Source organism: Candidatus Acidianus copahuensis, from assembly GCF_000632495.1.
GTDB classification, from domain to species: domain Archaea; phylum Thermoproteota; class Thermoprotei_A; order Sulfolobales; family Sulfolobaceae; genus Acidianus; species Acidianus copahuensis.
Genome location: NZ_JFZT01000018.1, coordinates 1 through 2,467 on the forward strand (window position 1 = coordinate 1; position 2,467 = coordinate 2,467).

Below are 2,467 nucleotides of genomic sequence, written 5' to 3' on the forward strand. Positions count from 1 at the left end.
ATGAGCGTGGAAGAGAGTATAGTTAAATACCTAAAAAAAACTAGGTGCGGAATTAGGTGAATGGAAGGAAGTGTCTGAAAGACCAGGAAAGGCACCATTTGCAAAAGAACTAGAGTATAAATTCGAAGATGTTATGTGGGGTAAAATCCACCTTAGAAATGATGGAGAGATATTCATTCACGTAATCTCTAAGATCCCCTTTAATTGGAAAGATAAGGTAAAGGAGCTCAAGATCAAAGGCCAGATTGAAGATGCTGCTGGAGGATTATTGTGGTTAAGAGAAGAGGAAAATAACATTGAAGAAGATATTAAGTGGATAAAGGAATACTTAGAAAGTTTAGCTAAACAGAATAAATAGCTTTCTTTAATTTAATTAATTATAAATATTTATAATGATTTGTATAAAAAAGATTTTGAGTAATGAAAAATAGTTAATCATGTTATTTTTTGGAGATATTTTTATATTTAATATTATATAGGATATGTAATATATAAGTCTAGCATTTACAACTGAAAGCCTCGCTCTTCAGAGCGGGGGATGTTATCAAAAAAAGTTTATAAAAGGTAGAGAGTAATTCCTAATGAGGACGGTACGGTGGGTAAACCTAAGAAGAGTAGTAAGGGATCAGTCCCTATGCCTACCGTATCAGTCCTAAGACGCACCGTAACTGTAGATCTAGTACCAACAAAAGAACAAGAGGAGGAGTTAAAAGAACTAGGAAACTTGTGTTCAAAACTGTGGAACCAAGTAAACTATGAAAGGAGAAGACAGTTCTTTAACGGTGAACGTGGTGTTGATATCAAGGGTACCTATAACAAGTGGTATAATGAGTATAAGAACATGATAGGTACAATAACAGCACAACAAGTTTTAAACAAGAACAATGAGGCGTGGAGTTCATTCTTTTCCTTGTTAAGGGCAAAGAAAAAACTACTACCACCATTCATCAATAAAGTCAACCCACCAGGTTACTGGAAAGACAAGAAGAAGAGGAAGATAATAATAGTGCTAAGGAAAGACCAATACAAGATAGATAAAGAGAAACAGGAGATTGAACTACGCCATTTGGGTCAATTCAAGGACTTGGCAATAAAATACAAGGGAGAAATATACTATAGAGGGGATCAGGGAAGACTAGAAATAATATACAACAACGTATTAGGAAAGTGGTATGCCCACATTACCTTAAAGGCAAATGAAAGACTTGATAGAAACACAGGTAAGTGGGTTAAAGTACCACTAACACCTAAAGGTAATTTAGTAGGTGGGATAGATATAGGGATAAACAACCTGTTTGCTGTCTACATCTCTGACGGTACACAAGTGTTAATCAAGACTAGGGTGTTAAAATCAATCTCGTACTATTTCATGAAACTGATAAGTATGAAACAGAAGTTATTATCCTTGTTCAAACAACCGTTCTCAAATAAGATAAGGAGGTTGTACATTAAGTGGAAGAGGAAGTTAACAACTATAATAGACGCTACCGTAAGGAAAGTTGTTGAATTCTTATACAGCAAGGGAGTCTCGTTAATCAAGGTTGGCTACCCAAAGAACATAAGTCAGAAAAAGGGTAACTTCCTAGTTGTTAACGTCTGGTCTTATAAACAAGTTATGGAAAAGTTGAAGAACGTTGCTGAAGAACACGGAATAACTGTTGAGTTTGTTAACGAGGCATATACTTCAACTACTTGTCCCATCCACGGCAATGGATGCGGGAAAAGAGTTTCAAGGGGTTTATTTAAGTGTACAACGCTTAACAAAGTATTTAACGCAGACCTAGTTGGTGCGTTTAATATATCCATAATCCCGAGTCCCAATGATGGTGGGATCACCAGAGGGATAGGGATAAGTTGGGGTAAGACCACCCCACTGGTCTATACGTGGACGAGAGGATCGGGGCTGGTAGTACCAGCTAGATATGATTCTATGAGGGTGAAACGTATGGATCAAAACCTATGAACCGCTCTGAGGGTAACCCTTCAGGGCGGGGAGGAGGTCAGTTAAGGATATGATCTTGTATATTTTAGTTATGATATCTATACCCATTCTTCTGACGGAGAGTCTTTTCCTCTTAATTCCTATTAAGATAAAACTTTGAAATAATCTTCTTCTGCTAAGCTTCTACTACTTTTAACAAGTCCTGTTGATCTAGTTTATATACAACTAGATATATGTCTGAAATTCTTCTTAAATCTGCGTTATCCCCTCTCATCATTACACTTATTAAGCTTGAGTTAGAGTCCCTTAATGATCTTCTTACAGTTGTCTCGGCAATTTTATCTTCTCCGTCAGTCAATATGATAACTTCACTAGCTCCTTTTACATGTCCGTCCTTTATGTCCTCACAAGCTGAAATAACAGATCTGCTTATGTCTGTTCCACCACCTCCTCTAATTTTTCCTATATACTCAATCATCTTTATTACATCCTTGCTTTTGGCATTCTTTATAACCTTTATTAACG

The 2,467-nt window shown here is 36.5% G+C and carries 3 protein-coding genes; 2 read left to right on the forward strand and 1 reads right to left on the reverse strand.

Annotated elements, in window-relative coordinates:
• Positions 1-70: 70 nt before the first annotated feature.
• Together CM19_RS02575 and CM19_RS02580 are read left to right on the forward strand one after the other, a co-directional pair.
• Positions 71-358 carry a hypothetical protein gene (locus tag CM19_RS02575; protein ID WP_048098893.1) on the forward strand — a complete coding sequence of 96 codons (288 nt, stop codon included), beginning with the start codon at positions 71-73 and terminating at the stop codon, positions 356-358.
• Positions 359-595: 237 nt separating this feature from the next.
• Complete coding sequence (locus tag CM19_RS02580) at positions 596-1,963, forward strand: RNA-guided endonuclease InsQ/TnpB family protein (protein ID WP_052349421.1); 1,368 nt, start codon at positions 596-598, stop codon at positions 1,961-1,963.
• 154 nt (positions 1,964-2,117) lie between these two features.
• Here the strand turns inward: CM19_RS02580 and CM19_RS02585 are convergent.
• Positions 2,118-2,467 (reverse strand): vWA domain-containing protein (locus tag CM19_RS02585; RefSeq protein WP_048098894.1); only part of this gene is annotated, 350 nt, incomplete at its 5' end.